17 protein-coding genes are annotated in these 12601 nt (G+C 50.6%); 4 read left to right on the plus strand and 13 right to left on the minus strand.

The window, feature by feature from the left end:
• Positions 1-119 precede the first annotated feature (119 nt).
• Positions 120-470 (minus strand): DUF4377 domain-containing protein, encoded by a 351-nt coding sequence (locus ACOWVD_RS06805; RefSeq protein WP_004940949.1) that lies wholly within the window; start codon positions 468-470, stop codon positions 120-122.
• A gap of 248 nt (positions 471-718) precedes the next feature.
• Here ACOWVD_RS06805 and ACOWVD_RS06810 point away from each other — a divergent pair, with 248 nt between their 5' ends.
• Complete coding sequence (locus ACOWVD_RS06810) at positions 719-1069, plus strand: hypothetical protein (protein WP_421105518.1); 351 nt, start codon at positions 719-721, stop codon at positions 1067-1069.
• A 74-nt stretch (positions 1070-1143) separates the two neighbouring features.
• Complete coding sequence (locus ACOWVD_RS06815) at positions 1144-1362, plus strand: hypothetical protein (RefSeq protein ID WP_004940942.1); 219 nt, start codon at positions 1144-1146, stop codon at positions 1360-1362.
• On the opposite strand, the gene ACOWVD_RS06820 is transcribed toward ACOWVD_RS06815, so the two are convergent.
• The gene (locus ACOWVD_RS06820) at positions 1359-1763 is read right to left on the minus strand and encodes a hypothetical protein (RefSeq protein ID WP_049240251.1); all 405 of its coding nucleotides are present in this window, start codon (positions 1761-1763) and stop codon (positions 1359-1361) included. The two genes, ACOWVD_RS06815 and ACOWVD_RS06820, sit on opposite strands and share 4 nt — an antisense overlap.
• A 510-nt stretch (positions 1764-2273) precedes the next feature.
• Between ACOWVD_RS06820 and ACOWVD_RS06825 the strand changes: the two genes are divergently transcribed.
• Both ACOWVD_RS06825 and ACOWVD_RS06830 read left to right on the plus strand, forming a co-directional pair.
• The gene (locus ACOWVD_RS06825; protein ID WP_031221779.1) at positions 2274-2372 is read left to right on the plus strand and encodes a YoaK family small membrane protein; all 99 of its coding nucleotides are present in this window, start codon (positions 2274-2276) and stop codon (positions 2370-2372) included.
• Positions 2373-2535: 163 nt separating this feature from the next.
• The gene (locus ACOWVD_RS06830) at positions 2536-2820 is read left to right on the plus strand and encodes a hypothetical protein (RefSeq protein ID WP_273874698.1); all 285 of its coding nucleotides are present in this window, start codon (positions 2536-2538) and stop codon (positions 2818-2820) included.
• Between the two features lie 26 nt (positions 2821-2846).
• On the opposite strand, the gene ACOWVD_RS06835 is transcribed toward ACOWVD_RS06830, so the two are convergent.
• The 11 genes from ACOWVD_RS06835 to ACOWVD_RS06885 form a co-directional block, all read right to left on the minus strand.
• A complete protein-coding gene (locus tag ACOWVD_RS06835) occupies positions 2847-3569 on the minus strand; it encodes a hypothetical protein (RefSeq protein WP_273874697.1) in 723 nt (240 codons plus the stop codon).
• Positions 3569-5539 (minus strand): sialate O-acetylesterase, encoded by a 1971-nt coding sequence (locus ACOWVD_RS06840; RefSeq protein ID WP_421105519.1) that lies wholly within the window; start codon positions 5537-5539, stop codon positions 3569-3571. Before ACOWVD_RS06840 ends, ACOWVD_RS06835 begins: the two co-directional genes overlap by 1 nt.
• Before the next feature lie 24 nt (positions 5540-5563).
• On the minus strand, positions 5564-6499 hold the full coding sequence (locus tag ACOWVD_RS06845; protein WP_421105520.1) for an H-type lectin domain-containing protein: 936 nt from the start codon (positions 6497-6499) through the stop codon (positions 5564-5566).
• Positions 6500-7078, minus strand: coding sequence for a DUF2612 domain-containing protein (locus ACOWVD_RS06850; RefSeq protein ID WP_421105521.1), 579 nt, complete (start codon positions 7076-7078; stop codon positions 6500-6502).
• A complete protein-coding gene (locus ACOWVD_RS06855; RefSeq protein WP_421105522.1) occupies positions 7075-8265 on the minus strand; it encodes a baseplate J/gp47 family protein in 1191 nt (396 codons plus the stop codon). The genes ACOWVD_RS06850 and ACOWVD_RS06855 overlap by 4 nt, the downstream gene beginning before the upstream one ends.
• Positions 8258-8608 (minus strand): hypothetical protein, encoded by a 351-nt coding sequence (locus tag ACOWVD_RS06860; protein ID WP_015377530.1) that lies wholly within the window; start codon positions 8606-8608, stop codon positions 8258-8260. The genes ACOWVD_RS06855 and ACOWVD_RS06860 overlap by 8 nt, the downstream gene beginning before the upstream one ends.
• Entirely contained in the window at positions 8605-9363 is a 759-nt protein-coding gene (locus tag ACOWVD_RS06865) for a Gp138 family membrane-puncturing spike protein (RefSeq protein ID WP_421105523.1), read from the minus strand. Before ACOWVD_RS06865 ends, ACOWVD_RS06860 begins: the two co-directional genes overlap by 4 nt.
• Positions 9364-9415: 52 nt before the next feature.
• Complete coding sequence (locus ACOWVD_RS06870; protein ID WP_060450619.1) at positions 9416-9799, minus strand: hypothetical protein; 384 nt, start codon at positions 9797-9799, stop codon at positions 9416-9418.
• Positions 9799-10590 (minus strand): hypothetical protein, encoded by a 792-nt coding sequence (locus ACOWVD_RS06875; protein ID WP_421105524.1) that lies wholly within the window; start codon positions 10588-10590, stop codon positions 9799-9801. The genes ACOWVD_RS06870 and ACOWVD_RS06875 overlap by 1 nt, the downstream gene beginning before the upstream one ends.
• A gap of 63 nt (positions 10591-10653) precedes the next feature.
• Complete coding sequence (locus ACOWVD_RS06880) at positions 10654-11532, minus strand: hypothetical protein (RefSeq protein ID WP_421105525.1); 879 nt, start codon at positions 11530-11532, stop codon at positions 10654-10656.
• The gene (locus ACOWVD_RS06885) at positions 11533-12600 is read right to left on the minus strand and encodes a hypothetical protein (protein WP_421105526.1); all 1068 of its coding nucleotides are present in this window, start codon (positions 12598-12600) and stop codon (positions 11533-11535) included.
• Position 12601: the final 1 nt, after the last annotated feature.

The raw sequence follows: 12601 nt of genomic DNA on the forward strand, positions 1-12601 counted from the left end.
GAAAGTGCGAAAACAAGCGCAGTGAACAGACCAGTCGGAAAGCCCACCGCCGAGACATGTCATGATGGCAAAGGGATAATCATGGCAGGCCGGGTTGAGATAACCCGGCCCGTCGAGAGTCACGCCTTGTTCTTTTCCAGCTGCTCAATCAGCGTGTAACGCAGCGATGAGGCGTCGGCCGGTACGTTCTCCACCGGGGTGACGCGCACTTTCAATCGATACTGATAGCCCGGTTCGAAGGTGAAGCCCTCGATGCCGGTATAGAACAACTCCCACGGCTGCTGCGCGGAGCGGCGCACCTGCATGCACTTCATCGGGCCGACGCCCACGCAGTCCACCAGCGCGCTGTTCACCAGCAACACTTCCGTTTGGCCGCCTTTCTCGTTTGCGGGCTGATTCATCGAGGTTCCCTCCTGGCTGCAGCCGGCCAGCGCGGCCAACGCAACAAATAACAACGCTTTAATTTTCAATGTACTGCACCAATAGTCATCCAGGGGCGCCATGCTAACAAATTAACCGACCCAAGAGAACAGATAGCGCTACGGTTCCACACGCCCTAAATATCATTCCTCTGTGCTCTATCAGTCTGGAAAATATCGCAAAATAAACCCCCTGTTCTTATCCGAACCGGTAATTACCCCCGCTATTTTTTCTGTTAAAAACAGCTGGCTTGCGCAAGCTTTACTGAATCTAACTGAATCGATAAAGAGGGAATTTTATGCAAGAGATCGATGCCAAACACTTTCACCTGATCGCCGGCGCCGGTAACTTTGGCGACAACCGCAGCAGCAATGGCCGCGTCAACAACAACGGCGGCAACAAGAACGGAGGCGGGTCATCCAATCAGGGATTCTACGGCAAGCACACCTCGCCGGATTGCGTTAACGGCGTGATCACCGGCTCTCTGGGCGGCCTTGGCGGCCTGGCGGTGGGCGCGCTCAACGGCGGCTGCTTCAAGGAAGGCAGCAAAGGCGCCGGCAACGTCGGCATGGGGAAAGGCGGCAACAAAAACAGCGGCAGCAGCTGCAATAACAATAGCAGTAAAGGCGGCAATACCTGTTCGCGCTAAGCGGTTTTAATTAATCAAAGCTCCGACAGAGCCTCTCCGTTCGGTCGGTGCTTTCCGTATTTTTGGTGATAACCATGTTTAAACTGTTTCGTACCTTATGCCTGCTGCTCGGCTTCTGGATCGCCACCCTGCTGCTCAGCGGCGCGGGGGTCTCCTTTACCCACGGCTACGCCGCGCCTAAAAATCTGTCGCATTTCGTCGTCTCGCTGGTGGTGGTTGGCGCCATCCTGCTGTGGACCCATAAATTGCTGCGGTTCTTTTTTGCCGAGAAATTTGAGAAGAAACCGCGTTAAGCCGTGTTCTCGTTGGGGGCGCCGCCCGCAACGATAAAACCGGCATCGCGAATCGCCGCCTTAACCTGCCTGGCGTCCATCACGGCCGTTTTCACATAGCCAAAAAAGGCCACCCGTGCGCCGGGCAAACGGATTGGCGTCGCCAGTTGGGCCATAAGCTCACGATTGCGCTGCGCCATCAGCTCGGCGCGCGCCTGCCAAAACGCGGCCGGTTCGGAGGGGGCTTCAGTGGCGGTTTCGAACCGAGACGCCAACTCGCTTAGCGCCTCCCACTCCGCCAACAGGGCGGCAACCACTTCAGGGTTAGCCACCAGCCCCCAGTCAGAGGGTAAGGCCCCCTCACGCCACGCATTGAGATAGCCGGGCAACATCATCTTTAATTGACTCAGTTGCTCGTTCACTGCGGGTTACCTTTTATAGCGCCTGATGCCGGGATATTTCCCATAATGACACTCTCGTTAAACCGTTGATTGAAGCAATGGCCGAAGCTTATCAACGCCATAAATGACGTAATGACTTTTGGTGCGGCTAAATTAGCGATAGGTGCGGGTGGTGTGTGGAGCCGGAGATCGGGCTGAGGTGTTACGACTGGAAAGAGAAACCAGAATTTTATTGGCGTCTTAAGTGGAATTTTCTTATAAATCAATCACACAAAAAAAGACCGAATACGATTCCTTTATACGCAAATAATAACAATAACGATTAAAAACAACCACTTAACAAGAAAAAACTTTTCACAACCCCTGCTATACCTTACATTTCCTTTCTTTAATTTCAGTCGTTTACCAAAGTTCTCGGATCGGTTCGGGAGAATTTCGGCCATGATCACAGTGTCAATGACCGGACATCAAAGCTGATAGGTGCTAGCATGATGTTTTGGGCGGAATGTGCCACCAGATAACGAGAAAATCATGAAGATCGGATACCTGTTCCCCGTCGCCATCATCGTGGCGGCTGTAGTGCTCCTAGCTTGGTTCATCATCGGCGGATATGCAATGCCTGGGAAGTGATGATAGGTCTGGTAAGAGGCCGCAGAGCTGCGGCCATAGTTCAATTTTGATGTGCTTTACAAGTGATAGGTGCTGCCCCAGCCGATGCTCAACCTAACTGAACACTACGAGGCCGGCGACGGGGCAGCAAACGTTATATAGGACCAAATAACGGGGGTTTCAAGTGGCAAGATTAAATTATGAAATAATTGAAAACGAAATCCTTAAGGCATTTGAAAAGCACGCTGAAACCATGCGTGATAAATTTGGCAAAGGTTTTCCAATTCGACTCAACACCCGACAAATTGGCTTGCTGCTAAATAGGGAATTCTCATCTTCACAAATTAGAGCAGCATGCTCAAGATTAGTTGATAAAGGCTCACTCATTAGCGATCCAGAGCACAGCACCCCAACCTTAAAATCTTGGAGATACGTTGGCTGGGACGCTAAATTTAGCAACCATCTATAGCCGCCGGGGCCCGTCCCGACATCAAGTTAAATTGAGATGGCAACCCCCTTCATTCTAACCTGTGCTTCAAGATATTTTCGGTTCAACCCCTCGAGAGAGAGTGCTTCGTTGTAGATTGCAAACTCATACGTTTTTACGTTCGAGCTTTGCCCGCCGGCAAGACTTCCGATCAGCAATGGTGACGTAGAGCTAACATACGGTGATGGGAAAAATGCACCCGTAGCAGAGAAATCCAACCTGCCAGGTTGCTTAATTACGACAGAAAGCAATGGCGTGGATGCGCTCACGGACACAGCATAAAACAGTGGCTTCGTCATGTCAGGAAGGTCATCCAGAATGGAGATTTTAGACGCTGCACGCGTCGCTAATTTACCAGCCCCAGTCAAATAAATAGCCGCCCCTGACTCTGGCGAGGACATGAAATTACCTGCAATTACCATTGCAGCACTCGTGGCCTGACTCATATCGATAACACCTGAAAATGAAAACTCCCCACTTTCTATATATGAAGTAAGCAAGTTATTACTCCCGCCAGTTTTCGCAACCAAAGCATTATCAGTAAGCGAGTAACCGCCTTGTGCAGTTAACACCTGCGATTGAGAGTTGGCAGATACGAGCGATCCGCTAGTGAAGTTCCAGAATGCCAGCGCCTCTGGGTCGTAAGGTAGAAATAAATCAATGTCGCTCGGGTTTATCTTACCGACTGTTGGCGGGACATTTGCCTGAATCCTAATAAACATGTTGCTCATTATATTACCTCGCTAATAGCGTTTAATTTAAAATGCGGACAAAGGTAAAACATTGGCTTGACCACCCCATCAATAATGCATGTATCTGAACATGAGTCCCTCAAGTTTCCGCTAGCTCCGTTTGATATGTTCAAAGAAGGAGCCAAATTTTCAAACGCATAACTCACTTGGGTAACACCTGTTATATTAGAATCAAGTGTAATAACTACAGAGTCCCCATCAGAAACCTCAACCGAGGTTATTGTTTTCCCTGAAACAGCAAAACCGAAATCTTTGGTGCTAGCCAAATTTGCAGTATCGAGAACGAGCGGCGACACTGGGACATAGAATCTAACCGTGACTTTATTGCCTAAATAAGTCGCTCCTTTCGGCATAATAGTTAGCGGCTTCCTCCCGTCAATTACCGCTTGCTTATATGCTCGCCCGTAATAAGCCCCAATCCACTTATAACCAGCGGCCATCAGATGAAGTCCGTCGGAGTAATGCGGGAATGCATAGGTTGGCGCAACAAAATAAAAGAAATCGCTAGTCTGGCATGCTTCCAACAGTGCTAGCGGAACAGCATCGTTTAGTTTTACACGAGAACTATGCTGATACGTCAGAAACATTACCGGACTACCCTGCCCAGTTATTGCCTGAGCGTCCTCGGTAACGTCTTTTTGCAGTTTCTCCAGTGCGGCCAGATGCGCCGCTTTTGTGTAGCTGGAATTAATGCTATCAGTCTCCCCTTGTAGCCACGCTATCGCATGTAGCGCGATGTCATTATTTAAATTCGCTGCCCCGCGCAGGTGGGCCATGAATTGCGAGTTATACCAAGCGGAGCCTTTCGCTAGCTGGGAAATCGTATAACCTCCGTGCCCTGCTGTGCTCGAAAATATGACATGATCAGCAGGATTAACGCCGCTCTCCCTATACATCGATAGGCTGGCGTAATTAGCTGCACCCGAGCAAACAGTTTCACCAACACTCGCCTGTTCATCTGGCGTCGGTGTTTTTGAATCCTCTACTAACGGTTTGACCCCAGAAAAATCACCACCATTGCCACGAACACCGCTTGAAAACGTTATATTATTGTATGGTTGAGTTAGTGATAAAACAGATTGAGCAAACACGCCAGTTGATAGCGACTGACCATATGCCAGCAAAAAGTTAATTTTCGCGTCTGCGGTTTTAAAAGGAAGTCTGTTTTGATCTAATGTGGCACTTTCAGGGAACAAGCCAACCAGTTCATTTTTTTTCGTGTCGTAACCTAAAGCAATGCCATTGTTATTGCCTCCGATAATCGGAACAATATCACCCGCACCACGATAAAGAGACATTCCAACACCGGATAGTTTTGCCTTTAATACCGCTTCGCTTTGAACATCAACACCAACAATCGCCCCTTTGTTATCATCATAACCAAGAGCAATATTATTATTTTTGTCAGCAAGCAATGGATATACCCCACTCCCTTTAAACATAGCGGTATTCGCAAGTGATTTTGCGGATTGTTCTTGGAAATTGTAAATTGAGTTGATTAATTCTAGAAAACTAATTCTAGTGGCTAATATATCCCCTGTAGGGGTTGCCAATCCGTTAACGTTCTCATAGCGCTCTGTCCATATATCCCCACCTACAAGTCCCCAGACGGGGAAATATTGCCGGGTTTCTGTTCCTTCATCTATTGCTGCCTGAGCTGCGGCGGCACTGGGATATGCATTAGATCCTGATTGTGCGATCTCCGCATCTGCTTTTGCTGATTGTGCTGATTCCGCCGCGCTAATTTCTGATGCCTTCGCATTTTCGGCATTTTCAGCAGAGGATAATTCCGACTGCTCAGCATGGGCAGCGGAGCCAGCGGCATTTACTGCGCTATTCTGTGCAGCCTGTGCATAGGCATCACCAGAAGAAGCCCCGGCAGTGCGGCGCTGTCCAAGAGACACAGAAACCCCTACCACGTCAGTGACCGGCAAACCATTATTTGACATGATTTAATTCTCTAATAAATGAGGTTAATACCCTACAGCCATCCAATATGCAGATAGCTCGTTAGTATTCATCCAGGTGGTGAATCCGCTATTTGTTACGTTCTGCGCAATAATATTGTCAGTCGAGCCACCCGACGAGGTCACGTCTCGTAGCGTCAACTGAATTGATAGCACTGCATTGGGGAATGGTTTGCTGAATGAAACCGGATTTGAATTAGCGGAGCGATTGACAACCCCGCCCTGAGTTATCTTTCCGCTTGAATCTTGCGACCACCAGCTGGCACCGTCAACATGAAGCTCATCGGGCTTATTATCGGGGCTATAGACTCGAACGCCGCCTTCTGAGAAATGACCGCCACCTAAATCAATATTGACGTTACCATCGGCACCGAGCACAAACCCCTTTCCAGACTTAACAGATCGAAAGACGAAATCACCGAGGTTATTCATTTGCAAATAACCGAGAATGTTACCGGCGGAATCATGGAAATAATAGCTCGCATTTGACGCTATAAAATTGCCATTCTTTACCGTAATGTTCCCGTTAGACGTCAGAAATCCATTCAGTTCCCCACCGGTTTTAGGGTATGCCTTTATATCATCGGGGCCGAGAGTGATATCGCCGCTAAGCTCCTTTTCGTTTACTTTGGTCGTTTTTAAAACATACCGATCGTCAGCCTCTGAGTTTGTCAGATATTGAAAAATCGCTTTTTCCAGTGAGAGCTTTAATTTATTCAGGTCACCATCATCAAGAACGTCGTCACCTGATTGCTCTCCAATAAAATTGCCGAGCACAGCAGCCATCACAGAAGACTGGCGCCACACTTTATTAAGCTGTTCGCTTCTCGCAATGCCGGTATTAAACCCAGCGCCAACAGCGGGCAGTGCCTCATAATCCGCTTGCGAAATCACGTTTGAAAATTCGCCGATTGCAAACGGCTTAAAATCATTCTTCGCCATTTATCCCTCCACTACTTCGTAATTGACGGTGATCCCCATCGGTTTTATCGAGAGATAACCTTGCCTAATAATTTCTTTGGTAATTGCCGGTATGGCCTCACCGCGGGCGGTGATCGTCATGCTCATATCGAGGTTGTCGGTAAACGAGATTGCGATCCCGCCGTCCGGGTAAATTGCCGCCAGCACCGCCGGCAACGTTTCTACCGTCCCGTCCCAGTTGTTGGCGCCAATTTTTGCGCGCAGCACAGTGCGGTAGGTGTCGTCGTCCAGGTCGATGTAGGCGTCGCCGGAGTCGTAGCGCCCCCTCCATGAGCCCAGGTCAAACCCCAGCTCCGGATCATCGAACGAAAAATAATGGTTCACTGCCGGCGCGCGTATGCGCCGCCCGCGCCCCACCCACAGGCCGATAACATCGAGCTGAGCGCCAATGGCATTGTCGAGGTCAAAGGCCGGCACGATGCCGCGAGTGCTGTCCTGTTGGCGCGAGAACGCCTCGGTAACTGCATTGGCGGTGGCGAAGTATTTGGGGAATTGGCAGTGATACGCGGGTATTAATGCGGTGTATTTGTTGGTCATCATGCCACCGTGATAATTGCGATATTCTCCGGCGAACAGGTCGCAGACTCGTTAAACAGGATCGGAATATTGACCTCACTCATCACGACCGCATCTTTGCCGATGCTCACCGTCATCAGGTCGTAGGTTTTCCCGCTGGCGGTGTTGCCGAGGTTGGCCGGCACATAGAGCCGCGAGAAATAGACTGTGTCGCCGATGTACAGCGTGTTTATGTAGTCGGCCACCGCCGCTTTAATATCCTCGCCAATGTCGCTGGTGTAACCTGGGAGCACTTTTATCTTGATGGCGGCGTAAATCGGGACTTTGGTTGGCCGGAAAAAATGGATGGGTTTGTCAACGCCGTAGGCGTCCTTGACGATCACCGTCGTCGTGCCGAACGTCGGGGCGCCTGGCGATTTTTTTATCGCGATAATCCGGGCGATTTCTTCAGCGTCGCCGCCATCAACAACCATCGAAACCGCATGCGCCGGCACGCCGTTGATGTCGGTTTCCGAAGTGTCGTTGTCGTAGCCCTTATAGCGCGTCACGCCGGTGATATTGGCAATGGCGCCTATCAGCCCCTCCATGACAGTTCGGGACGGTAGCGCGACGCTGAGCGCCTGCCGCTGGCGCAGTTCGGCGTCATTTTCCACCGGTTTGCCGGCGGTGGCCGCTTCAGGGTTCGTGACGGATTGCCAGCCGCGCGTCGGTGTAGCGATTTGCGAAACATCGCCGGGCAGCGCGGTGATGGCGCCCGCCTTCTGTGCCGTCGCGGTTACCACCGCCTGGCCGTGAATATCGAGCTCCACCTCTGCCGGTAAATCCCACAAGTTCCCGGCGCTGTCGCGCACCGATGCATTACGGATAACCGTCCCGACCTGACCGACCAGACGCACGTCCACCGTGGAATTTGACGGAGCTTTGCGGCTGATGCCGTTGATTTTGACGTTACTCGCCAACCCCGCGCCGGTGCCGGTCGCCGGGCTAAACGCATTCCAGGTGGCGATCGCCGCATTGTTTCCGCCGTGCATCGCGTAGGCGATCAGCGACAATAGCACGCCGTCTTTGCTGTCCGGCTCGATGTAGATGTCATCGCCATAGATGCCGCGAAAAATCGTCTGCCAGCCGGTGAGGATGGTCTGGAATTCAGGCGCGCTCATCCCTGCCGCCGTTATTTTTGGCAGCATCGAATCGATAATGTCTTCATACATAGGTTGTTACCGAGGTTTGGCCGAAGGCGGTGTTTAACGTGGCGGTGATCAGGAGGTCGCGCGTATCGACATCGCGCTGACTCTGGTACTCGACGATCTCGGTCACGTTCGGCGTGCCGAGGATGCGCTCGCGGATCACGATGTCATAGAGGCCCGACGTGTATTTGCCGAGTATCTGCGTCCAGTCGGTGCCGGCGGTGGTATCGAGGAACCACTCGCCCTTTCGCAGCTGCAGGCGGCTGATCACCGCCATGCCCACAGCCTCGGGCGTGTTAATGAAGAAATCACCCTCGCCGCGCCCGAAACTGTAATCGCCGTTCTTGTCTTCTTTCCGGTATCTCACTGCGGGCCTCCCGTCTGGCCGCCGCCAGTTTCTACACCACCGTGCTTGTGCGTCTGCAGGCTGATGCCCCCGGCGTTGACGTCGTTCGTCACGTTGACCGGCCCCAGCATTGTCGCCGTGCCGCCACCGTCACCCATGCCCTGCGACAGGTTGCCGTTAATCGTCACGTTGCCGTTGAGTACGATCTCGGGGGAGTTGATCTCCGTGCCGCCCTGCGCGCTGGCGGTCAGCTTGCCTGGCGTGGTGACGTTAACGGCATGGCTGCCTGGGTCGAGTTCGATAAATGCGGTGCCATCGTCGGTGCGCAGCTGCGCGGCGCTGGTGCTGATACCGCTGATTTTCTGGGCCTGAGACTGCGGACCGACAATAGCGAAAGCATCAGACAGATGGTGCATTCGTTCGGCGGCCGACTCCTGCACGCCGCCGTTTTGCCACCAGAAATCGATGCTACGGTCGGCAAACACAAGAAGGCACTCATCACCCGCCTTGACCGGAAACGTGAGCGTAACGCCCCCGCCACGCGGGAACATAACCGGCACATCTACCAGCAGCGGCAGGCTGGCAGAATTTCCGCCGCCGGCGCTTTCTGGCTCGTAACCTTTCATGGCCGGCAGGACAACGCAGGTAACCGTATCCGCATCGAAGGATTGAATGATGCCGGGGATCGATACGCGCATTCCCGCGTTGATGGCGTCGATCAGCGCCTGGTCGGCCTGCTGCTTATCGCCGATTTGAGATGTGAGGGATACGGGCATGAATTTTTCCCATAAAAAAACCCGCCGAAGCGGGTTGTTTTAAGATGGTTTATTACGCGAGAAGCTTTTGTATAGCTTTAGCGCTAGCGATTGCAGTGGCTTTTTCTGATTCATTAACCGTGAGGTGAAGCCTGTAATCTGCCTTTGTTCTCAATTTTTTGGTCAAACTCAGCAGGCCCGCTATTTCGGATTGGTTTTCTTTACTCAATCCACCACACAATGTGTCGCAAAGACCTTTCTCGAAGGCACTAATCAAACGAGCATGCACTCCACCACTAACCGCAGGAAGAGATATTTTTGCACTCTCAGCCTTCTGATTGGCATGAAGATAACCAGAGTAGTAAGCACGGCTTACCGAGTTTCTTATTGCCATTTCTTCTGTTGCAGATTTAGGCTCGGCGGCGAAAAGAAGGAAGTCGTTCGGTGTCACTGACATTATTCGCCATCCTTTCTAATATAGCCTAAAAAAACAGCTCCGACACTCCAGTCATTTAAACCGTTATTGGCTCTTTCCGTCACCAGCTCAACATTCATAGCTGCACATGACTCGGCACTCGCGTTATTAACATACAATTCAAAAAGAAGCTCAGGCTCACCATCATCATCGGTTAAATCCACGAGCCTATTGGTTGTTTCTAGTTTCTGCTCCAATGATAATTTTTCATACATAAGAACAGAGATGTTTTTTATAATCTCGTTCTTCTTATATTGATCAGAAATTGATGCAAACTCAAAACTTCTTTGCATACTCACCTTCTGCTCTTCTTCAATTAAATCATCGTAAGTTTTCGTCTTAATGAGAAATTTATGCATATCAAGAAAATACTGATAGTCAGCCACTGCAGATGCATAAAAATATGCATCATGTGCTATTAACGGACTATGAGTTGCTTCAACTGCTCGCTTAGCAACCTTTAAAGCGCCGACTGCGCCACAACGCCAAAACATACCAAGAGTATAATGTCGCCATGTAACTATATCACTTGGCATAAAGCTAAGTGACTTCTCAGCATTCTCAATTCCTTTCTCGACGTCACCCAATGTAAAATGATAAAGAGAGTTAGCTGTCAACCATAACCCTTTATCTTTAACTTCACTGATTTGCTTTTTTATTCTCTCTTTAACAAATACAGTGATCTCATCCTCAAAGCATAGATAAGGCCTGAGGGTCTTAACAACACGATTGACGGTCTGAATGTCTTTTGATCTTTGCGTTTTGGGTTGCATAGTAAATTTCAATACACATACTCACATGCCAAAGATAGTAACATCCCATTCCCTATGCATCCATCACTTAACTTTCTCGCAATCATAGGTAGCATACTGGCGCGGCGCGTCCATGCTGGCCTGAAGCAATTGGGCATTTAAAAAGGCTTTACCATCACGCTTGATGAACTCCAGCCCAAGCCATTTTCCAGGCTGGTTGGTAGCCACTCGCCACTCCATTTTAACATTTTCGACACCTTTACCTGGGCCTATTCGCCTAATTTTTTGCGACTCTGGTTTCGCGCCATTGATGCGAGACCAGCCATCATCCGGAGAGAGATCAATCGTGAACGGACCGCAAACGGTTTTATAGTCTACACCGAGTTTTTCTGCGCGGGTGGATGCATTGCCCCTGTCAAAATCAACTTTGGCTACCCTGTTCATCTCTTGGTATATGGCATCTTTCTGCAAAGAAAATTCGTTTAGTTTTTCAACAAAATGTGCTTGAGAAACTTCACTCAACCCCATCGCCTTTCTATCTATAACGTAATCGCCATAAATCCTGGAAACAACAGATGACGATGAAACTTGCTTTGAAAGGTCATGAGCAAAATTTAAATAATTCAGTTTTGAAGTATCCCTCACATCTATTGCTCTGACGCCATCATGTCCATATTCGTGATAGGCCGCATAAAATACCGGAATGATTCCCGGGTTTTTATTGATGGATTTTATCAACCCATTTGGAGAGCATTCCTCTCCACTCCAATTTATCAATGAGTTGCCTCCATTCTTCCATGTGTTGCAATCATCAGAGGCTAAAATTTTTAGCTGAGCCCATCCTGGGCGTTTTTTATACATGGCATCTGTGTCGGAACTGGCGCCAAGGGAGGTACAGCCAGAGAGAACAACGTAACATGACAGTGAAACAATGGCTCGGGAGCACCATTTATTTTTTCTCACTTAACTCCCTCCAGAGCGAGATAGGGTTGATTGACTTATCAAATCTGCCGAGCCGCGCGCGAAGCACATCAGATCCATGTACCACGCCTGGCCCCGTGTGTCGCCAGTATAGTCGATCGCTTTCACGATATACACGCCGTCCGTCGCAATGCTGGCGGGCTGCTGCAGGGAACCGGCGACAACTCGATTTCCGTTCTGGTCGGTTTCGCTGATGCGGCCACCGGATTGGGCGATCTCACTGTCGGATAGTGCTGTTCGATAAACTGATGCCTGGTCGAGTTGGATCAGGCCATTAATGCGAATATTCGGGTTGATGAGGCAGCGCACATTAACGCCGGCGCCCATCGTCTGCTGAGGCATGCCGATCAGCCCTGTTTCGCTGTTCAGCACGATAGCCTCGTGAATGTATTTGTTCTCGTTGACCATCTGCAGCTTGCCGTCGATCAGCTGCCAGGTGGCCTTACACATGCCGGCAACTGAGTCCATGACATCGCGCGCGGATTGGAACAGCGCCAGCCCGCGAGGAAAAACCGTATCGGGAAAAGTTCCAGTGATCCCCTGGGTGATACCGTAGGCGTTGAAGCTTTTCAGGGCGGCATTGTACACGTCAGACACGGTATAACCGGCGGCCAGAGTGGTGTTCACCGTCGCATAGAGAAACGCCTCATGATCGCCCACGGCCTGAATCAGCACCCAGGAATCGGTCGGGTTGTCTTTGCCGGTGATCGTGAAGCGCAGATCTCCCTCAAAAATCAGGCCAAAGTTCTGGCCGTCCCGCTGGCCGGATTTCGCCGGGTCTACCGGCCGCGCTACGCCGACCTGACTGGCGTCTGCGTCTGGGGCTATCCCATCATAGCCGGCAATCATGCGGATTTTAGAAAACTCGCTGCCCAGAATCCGGTTTTGGGTATCCGGCGAAAGGTTGTAAATTTTGATGTTGGCGACGCGCGGCCACCGCGTATCGGCCCACTCAATGCGGAAAGTGACTTTAAAATCTGACAGGCTGATGCCGCTGCCCTGCTGGTCCAGCAGCTGCAGCTCAAAATGCCGCATCCAGTTCTGACTCATG

The sequence above is a fragment of the Serratia sp. SA088 genome, assembly GCF_049065515.1.
Classification (GTDB): domain Bacteria; phylum Pseudomonadota; class Gammaproteobacteria; order Enterobacterales; family Enterobacteriaceae; genus Serratia; species Serratia nematodiphila.